This is a genomic window from Pseudomonas sp. GL-B-19, from assembly GCF_019956415.1.
Taxonomy (GTDB): domain Bacteria; phylum Pseudomonadota; class Gammaproteobacteria; order Pseudomonadales; family Pseudomonadaceae; genus Aquipseudomonas.
The window spans coordinates 28,384-45,142 of the sequence record NZ_JAHBDK010000010.1; the positions used below are offsets into that span (position 1 = coordinate 28,384).

The 16,759-nt window shown below is 61.6% G+C and carries 5 protein-coding genes and 1 pseudogene; 4 read left to right on the top strand and 2 right to left on the bottom strand.

Going from position 1 to position 16,759, the window contains the following annotated elements; all coding sequences use genetic code 11:
* The first annotated feature begins 494 nt into the window (after positions 1 to 494).
* The 3 genes from KGB06_RS00195 to KGB06_RS00205 are packed head-to-tail and all read left to right on the top strand — an operon-like array spanning position 495 to position 4,912.
* On the top strand, positions 495 to 2,231 hold the full coding sequence (locus KGB06_RS00195) for a type I secretion system permease/ATPase (RefSeq protein ID WP_223511135.1): 1,737 nt from the start codon (positions 495 to 497) through the stop codon (positions 2,229 to 2,231).
* A gap of 6 nt (positions 2,232 to 2,237) precedes the next feature.
* Positions 2,238 to 3,578: an HlyD family type I secretion periplasmic adaptor subunit gene (locus tag KGB06_RS00200; RefSeq protein ID WP_223511136.1), complete on the top strand. Its 1,341-nt coding sequence runs from the start codon at positions 2,238 to 2,240 to the stop codon at positions 3,576 to 3,578.
* A 5-nt stretch (positions 3,579 to 3,583) separates the two neighbouring features.
* On the top strand, positions 3,584 to 4,912 hold the full coding sequence (locus tag KGB06_RS00205; protein ID WP_223511263.1) for a TolC family outer membrane protein: 1,329 nt from the start codon (positions 3,584 to 3,586) through the stop codon (positions 4,910 to 4,912).
* Between the two features lie 112 nt (positions 4,913 to 5,024).
* On the opposite strand, the pseudogene KGB06_RS00210 reads toward KGB06_RS00205, so the two are convergent.
* A pseudogene (locus KGB06_RS00210) lies at positions 5,025 to 5,108 on the bottom strand (GFA family protein); the annotation flags it as partial.
* Positions 5,109 to 5,233: 125 nt separating this feature from the next.
* Here KGB06_RS00210 and KGB06_RS00215 point away from each other — a divergent pair.
* Positions 5,234 to 5,671: a TetR/AcrR family transcriptional regulator gene (locus tag KGB06_RS00215; protein ID WP_223511137.1), complete on the top strand. Its 438-nt coding sequence runs from the start codon at positions 5,234 to 5,236 to the stop codon at positions 5,669 to 5,671.
* A 199-nt stretch (positions 5,672 to 5,870) separates the two neighbouring features.
* Here the strand turns inward: KGB06_RS00215 and KGB06_RS00220 are convergent, their stop codons facing one another.
* Positions 5,871 to 16,352 carry a peroxidase family protein gene (locus KGB06_RS00220; RefSeq protein WP_223511138.1) on the bottom strand — a complete coding sequence of 3,494 codons (10,482 nt, stop codon included), beginning with the start codon at positions 16,350 to 16,352 and terminating at the stop codon, positions 5,871 to 5,873.
* Positions 16,353 to 16,759: the final 407 nt, after the last annotated feature.

Genomic DNA, 16,759 nt, shown 5'->3' on the forward strand with positions numbered 1-16,759 from the left:
AAGATCAGGCAGAGCAAATCCGAGCCGTGGGTGGGCCATGGAAACTGGAAGTTATGGCGAACTTCCTGAACGGCCCCGTCACTCTGCAATAGAACGAAATGATCGACATGTTTTGCTCCTTCAGGGAAATCACCGCGCCTTGCGTTGCCAAAGTAATGGCAAGCTCCAGGCAGGCGCCCCCCCCGTATAACTAAGACTAAAGTTCCATCGCAAAAGAATGTCAATTTTACGCCGCAAAAACAGACAGCCGGCCATATGACATATAACTGACTGTTTTTAAGTGACTTATGGGTTTTTCACAGCAGCTATAGAGCAAAATGTTATTTCAGAGTGTTGTGCTACGACCTACGCTTTTGCTTGCGGGAGCACCGCAGAGATTTCGCAAGAATCGCCAATAGAGCGACCCGCCTGCGAATCGGCCAGCGGCCTACAAAACCACATCTACCGTTAGCTGTTGAGCTGGTTGGAACCGGCATTTCGAAGGGGAGATCCATATGCACAAGCAGTCGAGCACTCGTTCCGAACTGGCCGACGCGCTCTTTCGCCTGCGCCACAGTTTTTACGCGCTGGCAGGGTTCAGTGGCGTCATCAACGTCATGATGTTGACGCCAGCCGTGTACATGCTGCAGGTCTATGATCGGGCCTTGGTCAGTCGAAACGTCACAACATTGACGATGTTGACCGTTTTGGTGATAGGCCTGTTTATGTTGATGTCCACGCTGGAAATGGTCCGCACTCGCATGCTGATCCGGGTCGGCAACAACCTCGACATGGACCTCAACCGACGCATCTTCACCGCCGCATTCGAGCGCAACCTGAGCCGCGCCGGAGGTAATCCGGCCCAGGCCCTGCAAGATCTCGCGCAGGTTCGTCAGTTCCTCACCGGCAATAGCCTGTTCGCTTTCTTCGATGCGCCGTGGACACCGATCTACCTGTTAGTCGCCTATCTGATCCACCCGCTGCTCGGACTGCTCACGCTGATCGGCTCGCTGATTCTGGTGGGCCTGGCTTATCTGACCGAGAAGGCAACGCAGAAGCCGTTGGCCGAAGCCAATCAGGCCGCACTCTCCTCCTCCAGCTACGCCAACAACAACCTGCGCAACGCCGAGGTCATCGAGGCCATGGGCATGCTGCCGTCGATCGGCAAGCGCTGGTACCAAAGCCATTTGCGCATTCTGGAAATGCAGACCCTGGCCTCCGACCGCGCCGCCATGATCAGCAGCACCGGACGCTTCGTGCGTATCACTTTGCAGTCGCTGATCCTCGGCGCCGGCGCGCTGCTGGCGATCGAAGGCAAGATCACCCCAGGGATGATGATTGCCTGCTCAATCCTCACCGGCCGCGCGCTGGGCCCGGTGGAACAAGTCATCGCGTCGTGGAAACAACTGCTCGGCTGCCGGTCGGCCTGGGGCCGGCTCAACGAAATGCTGAGCGATTATCCGCGCCGGCCACCGAGCATGTCGCTGCAGCGGCCGTTGGGCATGCTGGCGGTGGAGAATGTGTATGCCGGTTCCCCCGGAACCAACAACACCATTCTGCGCGGAGTGAGCTTCAGCCTTGTACCCGGCGAAAGCCTTGGCGTTATCGGTCCATCCGCCTCGGGCAAATCCACCCTCGCCCGCCTGCTGGTTGGCGTCTGGCCGGCACAGGCCGGCAAGGTGCGCCTGGACGGCGCGGACATATTCAATTGGAACAAGGGCGAACTTGGCCCCTGGCTCGGCTACCTGCCCCAGGACGTGGAGCTGTTCGAGGGCAGCATCGCCGACAACATTGCGCGCTTTGGCGAAGTGGACAGCGAAGCGGTCATCCGCGCCGCCAAGACCACTGGAGTGCACGAGATGATCCTGCGTTTTCCTCAGGGTTATGACACTCGCCTGAGCACCGATGGCAGCCCGCTTTCCGGTGGTCAGAAGCAACGCATCGCCTTGGCCCGCGCGCTGTATGGCGAACCCAATCTGATCGTGCTGGATGAGCCGAACGCCAACCTCGACGACGTCGGCGAAAAGGCCCTGGTCGATGCGCTGGCCAAACTCAAGGAGCGTGGCGCCACCGTCATTCTGATTTCCCATCGTCCCAACGTGCTCTGCGCCGTCGATCAGGTGCTGATGCTGCGTGACGGCGCCGTGCAGATGCTCGGCACGCGCGACGAAGTATTCGCAGCGCTGCGCAAGGCCGCTGTAATGCCTGCAGGCGTGTCAACTCCGCTGGCCTCCGTCAAATCACGGGAGTGATCGATCATGCAAATGAGCCAACACACCGAGATGATTCATATCGATCCCAAGAACGTGGTGGATCTGAACATCCATAGACCCGCGCGCTGGGGCATTTGGCTGGTGATCGCCGGCTTCGGCGGTTTCCTCCTGTGGTCCTGGCTGGCGCCGCTGGATGCCGGCGTGGTAGCCACAGCCACGGTCAAAGTCACCAGCAAAAGCAAAGCCGTGCAGCATCTCAGCGGGGGGACCGTGGAGGCGATTCTCGTTCAAGAAGGCGATGTCGTGGCAAAAGGTCAGGAAGTGGTGCGCCTCGACTCCTTGCGTGCCCTTGCCGAACAAGGTGCGGTCAGCGCCCAGTACATCGTCAGCAAGACGGTGGAAAACCGCCTGGAAGCGGAACGTGACAACCGCGCCGTGGTGAACTTCGATCCCGAGTTGCTCAAGCGCTTCAGGGGTGACCAGCGCCTGATGGCCGCCATGGATCTGCAACAGCGCCTGCTGGACACCCGGCGCGCCGGTCTCGCTGGCGAAATCAGCATCCTGGAGGAAAACCTGGCGGCGTCGGCGGTGCAGCTCAAGGGCCTGCAGCAGGTCTATAGCGCCCGCGGCTCGCAGATCAACTTCCTCAACCAGGAACTACAAGGCACCCGCGTGCTGGCGGCCGAAGGCTATGTGCCGCGCAACCGCCTGCTTGAGCTGGAACGCAGCAATGCCGACCTCGCCGCCGGTCAGGCCGAGAACCTCAACAACATCGCTCGCGTGCGCAGCCAGACCACCGAAATCAAACTGCGCATCCTGCAGCGCCAGCACGATTACCTGAAGGAAGTCGAATCGCAACTGACCGACACCGCCAAGGAAAACACCACCCTGGCCGACCGCTTGCGCGCGCTGGACTATGAAGTGACCCATACCGTGATTCGATCGCCGATCGATGGCATGGTCCAGGCCCTGAGCATTGCCACCGTCGGCGGGATCATTCAACCCGGATTCAAGATCATGGACATCGTTCCGCTCAACGAGCCGCTGCAGGTCGACGCGATGATCCCCGTGCAGGCCATCGACAAGATGGTCCCCGGCCTGGCCGTGGACATTGCCTTCCCGGCCTTCAACCATGCCCGGACGCCCAACATCCCCGGCCGCGTGAAGACCATCTCCGCTGACCGCCTGCTCGACGAGGCAAGCAAGGAGCCGTTCTATCTGGCCCAGGTGGAAGTCACGCCCGATGGCATGGGCCTGCTGGGAACCAATCACATTCGCCCCGGGATGCCCGCTACCGTCACCATCAAGACTGGCGAACGCAACATGATGAGCTATCTTCTTAAACCAATGCTCGACCGTGTGGACAGCTCATTCAAGGAACAATGAAATCAATGGGACGTCATTGCCTGTTCCTCTGCCTGCTAGGGCTGGCTTTACCGGCCAGCGCCATGGACCTCAAGCAAGCCTGGGACCTGTTGCAGTTCCAGGGCCCTATCTACCGCGCCGCCGTGCATGAAAAAGAGGCCGGTTCGGAAAACCGCGCCATCGGCACGGCCGGCCTGCTACCGCAGATCAATGCCTCGGCCTACGACAACAAGGTCAATGGCTCCCAACGCCAGAACGGCGTTGACAATGATCTGGACTACACCTCCAAGGGCGCTAACGTGCGCCTGCGCCAGCCGCTGTTCAACAAACAGAAGATGGCCGAGTACCGCCAGGGTCAGCAGCGTGCCGACTACAGCGTCGCGGTGTTCGATGCCAAGACGCAGGACGCCGCGGTGCGTCTGGCCGAAAGCTATTTTGATGTGCTCCTGGCCAGCGAAACCATCGTCCTGGCCAAATCCAAGCTGCGCGCCTTCGACGAGCAACTCGCCTCGGCGAAACGACGCATGGAGCTGGGGGCCGGCACCATCACCGACATCGACGAGTCGGTCGCTCGCCGCGACCTCGCCGATGCCGAACTGATCGAAGCGCAGGACAACCTGGTCAACGCGCGCAGCAAACTTGAGGAATATATCGGTGAAACCCCCGAATCGCTGACGACCTTACGTCCGAGCTTCGATACACCGCCGCTGCTGCCGAGCAACCTGCAGGACTGGTTGGTCAAAGCCCAGACCGATAGCCCGCTGATCCACGCGCGCCGTTATAGCAGCGACCTCGCCGAAGAAGAAGTGAAGCGCGCCAAGGCCGGCCACTGGCCAACACTGGATTTCATTGCCGGCTATACCGCGGGCCAGAGCCAATCTCTCTCCGAACTGAATCAACGCAACCACTACGGCTCAATCGGGCTGGAAGTCAATTTCCCGCTGTTCAGCGGTGGCGGCGTCAGCGCACTGACACGCCAGGCCAGTGCCAATAGCGATAAGGCCATGGACGAACTCGACGCCACACGACTGGAAGTCATCTCCGGAACCACCCGTGAGTTTCGCGGCATACAGAGTGGCGCCAAACGTATTCACGCGCTGGAGAGAGCCGTAGAGTCCAACGAACGCTCACTGATTTCGACACGCAAAGGCTTCAAAGAGGGCGGCACCAGCACCAACGTGGACGTCCTCAATGCCGAAGAGTTGCTCTTCGTTGCGCGCCACGATCTGTTCGAGGCCAAGTTGCGCTATTTGATGTCGCACCTGCGTCTGGCGTCCTCGGTGGGCAGTCTGGGCGACGACGATATCGAGCAAATCAACAACTACCTCGGCCCGGAACTGCTGGTCACCAACTGACTTCCACCTGCCGGCCGGTTATGCAAAACAATGGCTGGCGGGCGTACCACCCTATAAAAAACAGTCAAATTTCCGTCGATCAGATCGAGACATTCGACATTGCTCGCGCCCCCTACGCCTCAAAACGCCCCGTGGAGTCTCGATCACGCTCGTATCGTCGTGTGAGGGGAAACGGCGGCAACCAGGACTCGCGACGATGCCTTTCTCCCAGCCCGAGGCCAAGTTGCAGAAGCCCGGATCAAACAAATAGTCATTCTTCTCGATTCGACCCAGGCCGCGCTTACCTTCATCGCGATAAGCGACGAGCCAAGACTCCAGAGTTTGCTCAGGGTTTTGCGTGACAATCCCTCAAAGCAGGCGCTGTTTCAGGCAGTGATTGAGGATGAGATTAGAAACAGCAGCGAAATGCTGGCTGGTGGACAAAACGCATCAGGCGACCAGCTGGAGCAATGTTTACGCAACTACCTAAGTACCTTTCATGTCCTTCATCCAGAAGAAGGTTGTGTCCTTCCAGCCTTGGGTGGAGAGATTGCGCGCGCCGAACCGGAGGTACGGGTGGCCGTCGAAAAAGGCCTGAAGCAAATACAGAAAGCCTGGGCCGATCGTCTCGGTAGCCCTAATGCGGCATGGGCCGTCATCGCTCAATGTGTGGGAGCGCTAGTCCTGTCCCGAGCAGTCGAGAAAGAACGAACTCGCAAGGAAATCATTGCCTCGACCCGCAAAGCTATTGAAAAGAGCTATTTCACGCCGGAAAAATAGAAGAACGTCTCCGATTATGCGAGAGCAGCTCGCAACGCCATGATCATCGCTATCGCTGCAAAATCCTGGTCGATTCAGCCCTCCCTGAATTCCCACACAGAATGCATTCATGAGGCAATTGAGTGGAAGGAGAAAGGGAGGGCATCCATTGCCCTCCCCTCCGCTGTCCACGCTCCCTGCGACAGTACTGACCAGGACCTCAAGTGGCCAGAATGAAGTCCGTGGCAGTAACGGTTGTTGCATCGGCCACACCTACCAGGCGGATGGTGTCATTTCCGATGGTGACCACGGTATCCGCACCGGCATCGGCGACGTTAACGCTACCGGCAAAGTCCGCCGCCGTGATGTTGAATGCGGCAATATTGAGCCGATCCTGACCGCCGCCGATGGGATTGGTTTCGAAACCGATAATCAAATCGTTTCCGAAACCTGCGCTGAACACGAAGGTGTCATTGCCAATGCCACCCGCGAATACGTTGTCTGACGCATTACCGACCACCGTGAAGTTGCCGGTACCGCCAAAGAACACATTCTCGACGTTTGCGTCCAGGGTGTAGCTCGCGAGCGAGGTCCAGACCGTATCCGTGTCTGCGCCGGCGAGCTCGTTCACCACGTCCCCAAGGTCGGTGACTTCATAGGTATCGTTGCCGACGCCACCGACCATCGTGTCGGCACCTGCGCGACCGATGATGAGGTCGTTACCTGCGCCGCCGATGAGGACGTCGTTACCCGCACCGCCCACGATCGCGTTGTCGAGCTCGTTGCCGGTGCCCGCAAAGTTGCCGCTGCCGCCGAAAAACAGATTTTCGACGTTGGCACCCAAGGTGTAGCTCGCGACCGAGGTCCAGACCGTATCCGTGTCTGCACCGGCGAGTTCGGTCACCACGTCCTCGAGTTCGCTGACTTCATAGACATCGTTGCCGACGCCACCGACCATCGTGTCGACACCTGCGCCACCGAGGATGACGTCGTTACCTGCGCCGCCGACCAGGAAGTCGTTACCCGCACCGCCCACGATCGTATTGTCGAGCTCGTTGCCGATGCCCGCAAAGTTGCCGCTGCCGCCGAAAAACAGATTTTCGACGTTGGCACCCAGGGTGTAGCTCGCGAGCGAGGTCCAGACCGTGTCAGTGTCGGCACCGGCGAGTTCGTTCACCACGTCCCCAAGGTCGGTGACTTCATAGACATCGTTGCCGACACCGCCGGCCATCGTGTCGGCACCTGCGCCACCGAGGAGGACGTCGTTACCCGCACCGCCCACGAGCGTGTTGTCGAGCTCGTTGCCGATGCCCACAAAGTTGCCGCTGCCGCCGAAAAACAGATTCTCGACGTTGGCACTCAGGGTGTAGCTCCCGAGCGAGGTCCAGACCGCGTCGTTGCCGGCACCCGCGAGCTCGGTCACCACGTCCCCAAGGTCGGTGACTTCGTAGATATCGTCGCCAACACCGCCGGCCATCGTGTCGGCACCCGCACCCCCGATGAGAATGTCATTGCCCGCGTCACCATTGAGGATGTCGTTGCCGCCCAAGGCGTTCAGGATGTCGTTGCCATCACCTCCGCTGGCCACGTCGTCGCCTGCCGTGCCGGTGAATATGTCGACACCGGCGGTACCGACAAACAGATCACCGACCACTGTCGTTGCTGCAGAGATGACTCGCTCAAGTGTACCGAGGTCATCGGTGTAACTCGCGATGACACGCAGTTGTTGACCGACCTGCGCCTGGCCGGGCGTGAAGGTCGTGCCCGTCGCACCGGCGATGTCGGCAAAGATCACACCGCTCCCCGCCTGCCACTGACGGGTAATCACCGAGGTCGTGGTCCCGTCGGCGTCGGTGAACGCATCCGTGGCGGTCAAGGCCGAGCCTTCCGTCGGGGTCGTATCGCTGATCAGCACCGTGCCAACCGGCAGGACGTTGACGGGGCTGCCGCCGAGCGGCGCAGTTGGCGCGGTCGGCGCCGAGAACACGCTTTCCAGCACGCCGTGGGCGTCCTGATAGACGGCCCTGACGCGCAGCAGCAGTCCCTCCTCAGCCGCGGTCACCGTGAAGGTCGGACCGGTCGCGGTTCCTAGTCCGCCTCCGAGCGCAATACCGATGTCGTCGAAGATACCTGTGCCCGGGTTTGTTTCGACCTGCCATACGAAGGCGATGGGACTGGTGATCGCACCTCCGCTAGCGACATTGTCCGCATCGCTGACGGTGTCGGCCAACACCGTTAACACTTGTCCAACGGCCGGCGTGCCATCGCTGATCCTCAGCAAGCCCACCGGCTCGGCGTTCAAGCCCGCCACCAGGACCCGCGACTGATCGGCGAACTGCAGCCGCTCGATATTGCTGAGCCTGTCAGTACCGTCCCGACCCACGACGCTGTCGGCCACGGAGATCGTGCCGTCGACGTTCTCGATGACGGTGTAGTCGGCCAGAAGGCCGGTGTACAGAGCCGTGTCGAAGGAATGGCCAGGGTTAAGGGGGTCAGGCGCATCCGTCAGGATCTCACGGACGGCGACGAGTTGGCCGGGGTTGTAAGTGCCGTTGAGCATGAGCGGCACCAACGGGACCATGCTGTCGAATGTTGCGATCTCCGGACCTGTGCCATCAATGTTCTGCCGCACGCTGATACGTGCATTGAGCCACTTGTCACCGTCGATCAGGTCATCGCCACCACGGCCTTGGATGATGTCGCTGCCGCCGCCGCCGAGGATGATGTTGCCGGCGCCGAACTGATCGTCTGCCGTGACTATAATGCCGTCCGGGCCGGCTGCTGCGGTGCCGACGAACGGGCGCAGGCCGCTGACCAGGTCGAAGTTGGTGAGCACGCTGCCCTGAGCACCGGCAGCCGCGATCACGGTGGCATCGGCATCATCGCCACGCAGGATGTCGCTGAAGTGCGATCCCGTCAGACCTTCCACCAGTTGGAACCGAGCCACGGTTGCGGCCAACTCCGGCAGTGGCGGCGCGATAGCGATCTCGGCGAGGCTCAGGTCGACGGACACGCCGAACGGGTCGTCCTTGAAGCCGGCCCAGTCGTAACCGGAGCCACCCAGGTAGCGGTCCCCCGCGCCGCCGTTGCCGAACATGATGTCGTCGCCACCTTCGGCCATGAATCTGTCGGGCCCGCCGGTGCCGATGAAGATGTCGTTACCGCGTATCAGGTCGAGCCCGTTCGGGTCGAAATTGTCGCCGGGAGCACCATCGGCGGTTCCCTTCTCGATCCAGTCATCACCTTCGTTACCCATCAGTTGTTCGTCGGCGACACTGCCCATGATGAAGTCGTCGCCCGCGCCGCCGAAGACCTCCGAGGAGTCCTCACCGGTGACGATGAAGTCCTTGCCGAAGCCGCCGAGGTTCAGATTCACGCCGTTGCCACTGTGGATGACGTCGTTACCGTCGCCGCCATGAATGGTGTCGTCGCCACCCAGGTCCGTGATGATGTCGTCGCCGTCGCCCCCGACCATGAAGTCGTTGCCGTTGCCACCCTCGAGGCGGTCATTGCCACCGTCGCCATAGAGCGTGTCGTCGCCGTCGCCAGAGACGAGAATGTCATTGGCGGCCGAGCCACCGAGCACCACATGGTCTTCGCCGGTGTAGTGCAGGTAGTTGGTATCGGCGCCGACCGTCGCGGGGTTGTCCCGAATCACCAGCGGCGTGAGGAGGATGCCGCCGACAGGGTCGGCATTGCCCGGCAGGTTGTCGGCGGCCTCATTGACTAGCGTCAATGGATCGTCGACCAGTATGCCATCCGGCCCGGCAATCACGCTCTCGTTGAACTGCCTGGTCGGGTCGACCTCGAGGGTAAAGGCCGGAGTCAAGAACATGACGGCTGGGAGGTGGGTCGCATCGGTGTTGGCCATCACCAGTCTCGCGAACGAGTTGTTCTCCAACTCGGTGACGAAGTTAAGCCCCGCGTTGCGTTCCAGGTAGTAGAAGCGGTCGGCGTTCTGCAGCTTCTCCATCTGGTTCTCGAACACGAAGTTGAAGGTCGAGCCGAGCATGCCGCCAAACGGCATTTTTTCCTCGGCGAGGCCGCCGATCCAGAGGTCGATGTTGTCCAGACCGGTAATGGTGACGCCGGTCGGGCCACTCGCCCAGGCGCCGGTGCTATTGAGGAAGTCCAGCCGGTCAGCCGGCTCGCCGGCGCCGCCCAACACCAGGAGAGAGGCCGCCGCGCGCTTCCCGTCGAGCGTGGTGGCGCTGGTAATGGAGGCGTGCGTGCCATAGGCGGCGATGAAGTTGATCAGCGATTCCGGGTGCTTCAGGTGTTGCACCAAATCGGACCAGCTGATGTAGGGCTTCAGGTTGCTGTCGCCGGTGCCGGCGTAGAACTCACGACGCGCCTCGTTCAGGGTCGGAAGCCCGGTATCACGACCGCGCGCGATGTTGAGGGCGGGCAGGTCGAGCGGCAGGCCCAGCAAGTTGTTGCGCACCGCTTCGGTGACGAACTCATCGATCTCGTTGCCGACCTGGCGCGTCACGCCGCGGACGATGGCACCGGCCGCCTGCTCCGGCGTCGGGCCGCTGGCCGCAAACGCCAGCGGATTGAGGAAGGCCTGAATCAGGCCGACATCGCTCGAGACGAAGTTGGGGTCCAGCCGGTCGATGGTCTCGGTCAGCATCGAGTGGCCGAGGCGGTAGACCGCGTGCGCGAACTCGGCGACGATCGCCGGGTTGATCTCGGTTTGATAATTTTGGTGTTCGCCAAGGAAGGGATCGATGTTCGGCTGAATGGTACGCGCGAACTCTTCGAACACCAGGTGCTGGTACTGCATCTCGGTACCAAATTTCGCCGCCTGGAACAGGCGCTCTCCGTTCCAGTGCAGGGCAGCGATCTCAGCCGCGGTTGTTGGCAACACCAACAATTGGGCATCGGGCATCAGCCACTGGTTCAGGAAGTTGACATCGTTGGAGGCGATGGCCACATCCTTGGTGTGCTGGACCAGACGGTTGTGCTCCGAGTGGAAAATCGCGTGGACGGTGGTCAGGCCGATGTTCTCGTTGACCCGGCCGTCGCCGGCGATGTAGTGCGCGTCAAGCAGTTCGTTGTCGTAGGTGCCTGCGGCCACCGGTCCGCCGGCAACGAGGTCGGCATCGGCCGTCAGTGGCGCGCCGGTCTGGCTGTCCACCGGAACGGCGTTATGGGCGACATCGATGAGGAACTGGTGGCCGGTGCGCACGGCATTGACCAGGCTGATCGGCGCAGCAGGATTACCCTCGACGAGAACATCATCGGCGGTATCAGCAATACCATCCGCGCCCCTCATCATGACCATCGGGAAGCCGTTCGGGCCCTTGATGAAATTGCCGTAGGCATCAGTGGCGAGCAGCGGCACGTTGTCGAAGTCGGCATCGGTAAGATTAATGCCAAGCATGTCGCGCGCCTGCGCCTTTACCACTTTCCAGGTGGCCATCCCACCGATTTCGACGTCGTCGGCAGTGCCGAACCGGCCATCGGCGCCCAGGTCACGATTGGTGATCAGCTTGCCGGTCGCCACCGGATCGCCGGCGGCATTGAACTCGTAGGCGCGCAGGAACACCTGGTGCGAGGGATGCGAGGTATAGGTCTGGTTCTGGTCGACGAACGGCGTGGTGGTGTTTGCAGCCTCGTGGATGTCGTCGGCGGTGCCGAGGATGCCATCGGGCCCGGGCAGGTTGGTGGCCCGCGTCAACACCATGAAGTTGGTCGGGCTGCCCGGAACGAACAGCGGATCGTCCGGCTGCAGCGGGATGAACACCGTGCCGCTGCCGCCCTTGGTCACCAGGTCGAGGCCGTGGTCGAAGAACTGACCGAAGAAGGTCATCCAGGTATTGAACGGTGCGGACAGACCTGCGTCCGGCGCCTCGTTAGGCATGAAAAAGGTCTGGAACGTCGTGCCGTCGGTACGGGTTCCAGTAACCACCTGCGCACCGTCCTTCAAGACATCGTCAACCGTGCCGAGGATGCCATCCGGACCTGGATCGAACGTGGCCGCGATCGCTGCCGGGTTGTTGGCGGTGTTGTCGGCGATCAGATTACTGATGGTGCGAGGCTGCGAGTCGGTCACCAAGCCGCTGGTCTGGGCGTAAGAGGTGCCCGCCTCCGCCGTATCGAACTGCGCCGGAACCAGTCGCGGGAAGACCGTGTCGGCTGCACCGAACTCGTTCTGACCCGCCACCAGGTTGTTGAACGACCCGTCGACCGTGCGCAGGCCCAAAGGCACCCGTGCATTCGGCAGCATGCTGAGGAGATCCTCACCGGCCGCATTCCTTTCCGAGATCAGAATCTGATCGAGAATGAACTGCAGATCGGCCCGGATATAGTGCACACCGGTGCTGGCGACCGGAGTCTCGACCGGCAGCGGGGCTGCCGGTGGCGGAGCAACGCCGGCTACGACCGCTGCGGTTGGAGCAGAGAACGCCGTCTCGAGCACGCCATTTTGATCCTTATAGACGGCCCTGACGCGCAATTCCAGCCCGGCGAGATCCGGGGTCACCCTGAAGGTCGGCCCGGTTATGTGCGCCAATGCTGCGCCCCCGTCCGCAATACGGGTGATGTCCTGAAAGACGCCCGTACCCGGGACTGCTTCGAACTGCCAGTAGAAGGCGATCGGTCCGGTGATGGCACCGCCGGCGTTGTCGGCATCGGTCACGTCGGCAGCCGATACCCTCAGCAGTTGACCCGTGGTCGGCGTAGCGTCCGGGGTGTTGCTGGCAGCATCGAGTATGGTCAGCAAGCCCAGCGGGTCGTTGTTGAGCCCGACCCCGCCTGGCAGGGTGAGCGACTGATCGTTGAACTGCAGCCGCTCGACATTGGTCAGGCGGTCGGTGCCGTCGCGACCGACGACGCTGTCGGCCACGGTGGTCACGCCGCCCACAGTGGTGACGGTATAGTCGAGCCGGTTGCCAGTGAACAAGGCCGTGTCAAAGGCGGGGGCATCCGTCAGGATCTCGCGGACGATGACGAGCTGACCGGGGTTGAAGGTACCATCGAGCATGAACGGGATCATGGGCTCCATGCTGTCGAAGGTGGCAATCTCCGGCCCAGTTCCATCAAGGTTCTGGCGCACGCTGATGCGCACATTCAGCCACATGTCGCCGTCGATCAGGTCGTCACCGCCGCGGCCTTCGATGATGTCGCTGGCACCACCGCCGAGGAGGATGTTGCCCGCGCCGAACTGATCGTCTGCCGTGCCCAGGATACCGTCCGGGCCGGCTGCAGCCGCGCCAAGAAACGCCCGCAGACCGTTGACGAGGTCAATATTGGTGAGCACGCTGCCTTGGACACCGGCAGCGGCGATCGCGATCGCGTCGGCATCATCGCCGGTCAGCATGTCGCTGAACGCCGACCCCGACAGTCCTTCCACCTCGGGGAACTTGGTATGCACGCCTGCAACTGAAGGCGACAGGGCCGATTGCTCGAAGGCGATGCGGCTCATGTCCACAGTCACGCCGTAATGATCATCCTTGTAGGTGGCCCAGTCGAAACCGGACATGCCCAACATCTTGTCCGGGCCCTCACTGCCGATGAAGATGTCATCGCCGCCTTCACCGATCATTTCATCGAAGCCGCCGTCACCGCTGAAGACGTCGTTGCCGTCGGTCAACTTTGCCAGCAAAACCGGTGGCAGGTTACCGGTGAAATTGTCGCCGGGGGCGCCGTCCTGGGTCCCGACCTGGATCCAGTCGTCGCCATCGCCGCCCATCATTTGTGCGTTCAGCCGGCTGCCGAGCATGAAGTCATTGCCGGCGCCGGCGAAGACCTCCGTAAAGTCCTCGCCGGTGACGATGAAATCGTTGCCGGCGCCGCCGAGGATGATATTGATGCCGTTGCCGCCGTGGATGACGTCGTTGCCGGCCTCTCCGTGGATGACGTCGTCGCCACCCATGTCGGTGATGATGTCATCGCCATCGCCACCCTCGATCTCGTCATTGCCGTAGCCGCCTTCGAGGCGATCATTGCCGGCGTCGCCCCAGAGCGTGTCGTCGCCGTCGCCAGAGACGAGAATGTCATTGCCGGCGGTGCCGCCGAGCACGACATGGTCTTCGCCGGTGTACTGCAGGTAGTTGGTATCGGGCCCGACCGTGTTGGGGTTGTCGCGGATGACCAGCGGCGTGATCTCGACGCCGTTGATCAAGGTGCCGCCAGTGGGATCGGCATTGCCGGGCAGGTCGTCGACGGTGCCCAGTATGCCGTCCGGACCGGCAATCACGCTCCGGTTGAACTGCTTGGTCGGGTCGACCTCGAGAGTAAAGGTCGGGGTCGAGAAGATGAGGCCCGGGAGATGGGTCGCGTCGGTGTTGAGCATCACCATCTTGGCGAACGAGTTGTTCTCGAGCTCGCTCAGGAAGTTGAGTCCCTGGGTGCGGTGCAGGTAGTAGAGCCGGTCGCCGTTTTGCAGCTTCTCGAGCTGGTCCTCGAAGACGAAGTTGAAGGTCGAGCCGAGCATGCCGCCGAACGGCATTTTTTCCTCAGCCAAACCGCCGATCCAAAAGTCGATGTCATCAACGCCGGTAATGGTTGCCCCATTTGCCAGGTTGGCATAGACGCCGGTGCTGTTGAGAAAGTCCAGGCGATCCACCGGCTCACCGACGCCGCCCAACACCAGGAGCGTGGCCGCTGCGCGTTTCGCGTCGAGCGTGGTGGCGCTGGTAATGGAGGCGTGCGTGCCGTAGGCGGCGATGAAGTTGATCAGCGATTCCGGGTGCTTCAGGTGTTGCACCAAATCGACCCAGCTGGTGTAGGGCTTCAGCTGGCTGTCGCCGGTGCCGGCGTAGAATTCACGGCGCGCCGCGTTCAAGGACGGGATGCCGGTATCGCGGCCGCGCGCGATGTTGAGGGCGGGCAGGTCAAGCGGCAGGCCCAGCAAGTTGTTGCGCACCGCTTCGGTGACGAACTCATCGATCTCGTTGCCGACCTGGCGCGTCAAGCCGCGGACGATGGCGCCGGCGGCCTGCTCCGGGGTCGGGCCGCTGGTCGCAAACGCCAGCGGGTTGAGGAAGGCCTGAATCAGGCCGATCTCGCTGGAGACGAAGTTGGGGTCCAGCCGGTCAATGGTCTCGGTCAGCATCGAGTGGCCGAAGCGAAAGACTGTGTGCGCGAACTCGGCGACGATCGACGGATTGACTGTGTCATCGAAGTCAAGGAAGGCATCGACCTGCGGTTGAATGGTGCGCGCGAACTCTTCGAACACCAGGTGCTGATACTGCATCTCGGTGCCGAATTTCGCCGCTTGGAACAGGCGCTCACCGTTCCAGTTCAAGGTCGACAGATCAGCAGGAACAGACGTGACGGGCGTCAGCAGCCACTGGTTCAGGAACGTCAGGTCGCCGGCGGCCGCTGAGGCGAGGACCGTGTCCTTGGTCTGCTGGACCAGCCGGTTGTGCTCGGAGTGGAAGATGGAGTGGACGGTGGTCAGGCCGATGTTCTCGTTGACCCGGCCGTCGCCGGCGATGTAGTGCGCGTCGAGCAGCTCGTTGTCGTAGGAGCCGGCGGCCACCGGGCCGCCGGCAACGAGGTCGGCATCGGCCGTCAGTGGCGCACCGGTCTGGCTGTCCACCGGGCTGGCATTGTGCGCGATGTCGATGAGGAACTGGTGACCGGTGCGGATCGCCAGCGATGCGTCGATCGGCGCCAGCGGATTGCCCTCGACCAAGCCGGTCGCGGTCACGATCTGCGCAAAGCCGTTCGCCCCCCGAATGAAGTTACCGTACGCGTCGGTCGCCAACAGCGGCAGGTCGAGGGCGTCGAGATCGTCGAGCTCGATGCCAAGCATGTCGCGCGCCTGCGCCTTCACCACTTTCCAGGTGGCCATCCCGCCGATTGCGACGTCGTCGGCAGTGCCGAACAGGCCATCGGCGCCCAGGTCACGATTGGTGATCAGTTCGCCGGTCGCCACCGGCTTGCCGGCGGCATTCAATTCATAGGCGCGCAGGAACACCTGGTGCGAGGGATGCGAGCTGTAGGTCTGGTTCTGGTCGACGAACGGCGTGGTGGTGTTTGAAGCCTCGTGGATGTCGTCGGCGGTGCCAAGGATGCCATCGGGCCCGGGCAGGTTGGTGGCCCGCGTCAACACCATGAAGTTGGTCGGGCTACCCGGAACAAACAACGGATCGTCCGGCTGCAGCGGGATGAACACCGTGCCGCTACCGCCCTTGGTCACCAAGTCGAGGCCGTGGTCGAAGAACTGACCGAAGAAGGTCATCCACGAGTTGAACGGCGCGGACAGGCCCGCGTCCGGCGCCACGTTAGGAATGAAAAAGGTCTGGAAAGTCGTGCCGTCGGTACGGGTTCCAGTAACGACCTGCGCACCGGCCTTCAAGACATCGTCAACCGTGCCGAGGATGCCATCCAGACCGGGATCGAACGTGGCCGCGACCGCCGCCGGGTTGGTGGCGGTATCGTTGACGATCAGGTTGCTGATGGTGCGTGGCTGCGAGTCGATCACCAGGCCGCTGGTCTGGGTGTAAGAGGTGCCCGCCTCAGCCGGGCGGAAGACTGGAGTGGTCATGCGCGGGAAAATGTTGTCGGCTGCGCCGAACTCGCTCTGACCCAGTCTCAGGTTGTTAAACGTCCCGTCGACCGTACGCAGACCGAAAGCAAATTCCGGGCTCGGTATGAGGTCGACAAGCGACTGACCGGCCGAGTCTGCTTCCGCGATGAAAATCTGCTGGAGAATGAACTCCAGGTCCGACTTGTTGAAATTGGCCATTTTGGATTGCCCTCGATCTGTCTGGGTAAAGGCACGGGACGAGAAAACCCTCCCGCGCCCAGTCAAGTGCTGGCTTGCGCAGTTTGTTGGTTATGTTTTTTTGCGAGAGCTCTGGCGTTACCCGAGACCCGGGATACGCGCCTGGAATTCGCGAAATGAATTGCTCGCCGGGCGATCAGGCAGAGCGGATTCGAGCCTTGGGTGGGCCATGGAATCTGGAAGTGAAGGCGAACGTCCTGGACAGCCCTTTCCCTCTGAAAAAGCACGAAATGAACGACATGATTCTGCTCCTCTCAGGAGAATCATCGCGCCTTGCGTTGCCAAAGCGATGGCAAGTTTCAGGCGGGCGGGTCCCCCGATAACATAAGACTAAAGTTCCATAGCAAATTTTTGTCAATATTACGTCG